1 protein-coding gene is annotated in these 286 nt (G+C 52.4%); it reads left to right on the top strand.

What is annotated here, in order from left to right:
• The coding region (gene menA, locus LZP73_RS20570; RefSeq protein ID WP_234236829.1) for a 1,4-dihydroxy-2-naphthoate octaprenyltransferase at positions 1-286 on the top strand (286 nt) is incomplete at both ends.

Genomic DNA, 286 nt, shown 5'->3' with positions numbered 1-286 from the left:
TGTCTTTCCGGGCTGGCACTGGTTGCAGTGGCGTGCCATACGCTGGCCGATTTTGTCGGTTTCCTGATTCTTGGCGGGTTGTCGATCATTGCCGCTATCACCTACACCGTGGGCAATCGTCCTTATGGTTATATCGGTTTGGGTGATATTTCCGTACTGGTTTTCTTTGGCTGGTTGAGCGTCATGGGGAGCTGGTATTTACAGGCTCATACATTGATTCCGGCACTGATCCTTCCGGCAACCGCATGCGGCCTGCTGGCAACGGCAGTACTGAACATTAATAACC

Source organism: Shewanella sp. AS16, assembly GCF_021412365.1.
In the GTDB taxonomy this organism is placed as follows: Bacteria; Pseudomonadota; Gammaproteobacteria; order Enterobacterales; family Shewanellaceae; genus Shewanella; species Shewanella salipaludis.
This window is presented reverse-complemented; position numbering and strand designations above follow the sequence as displayed.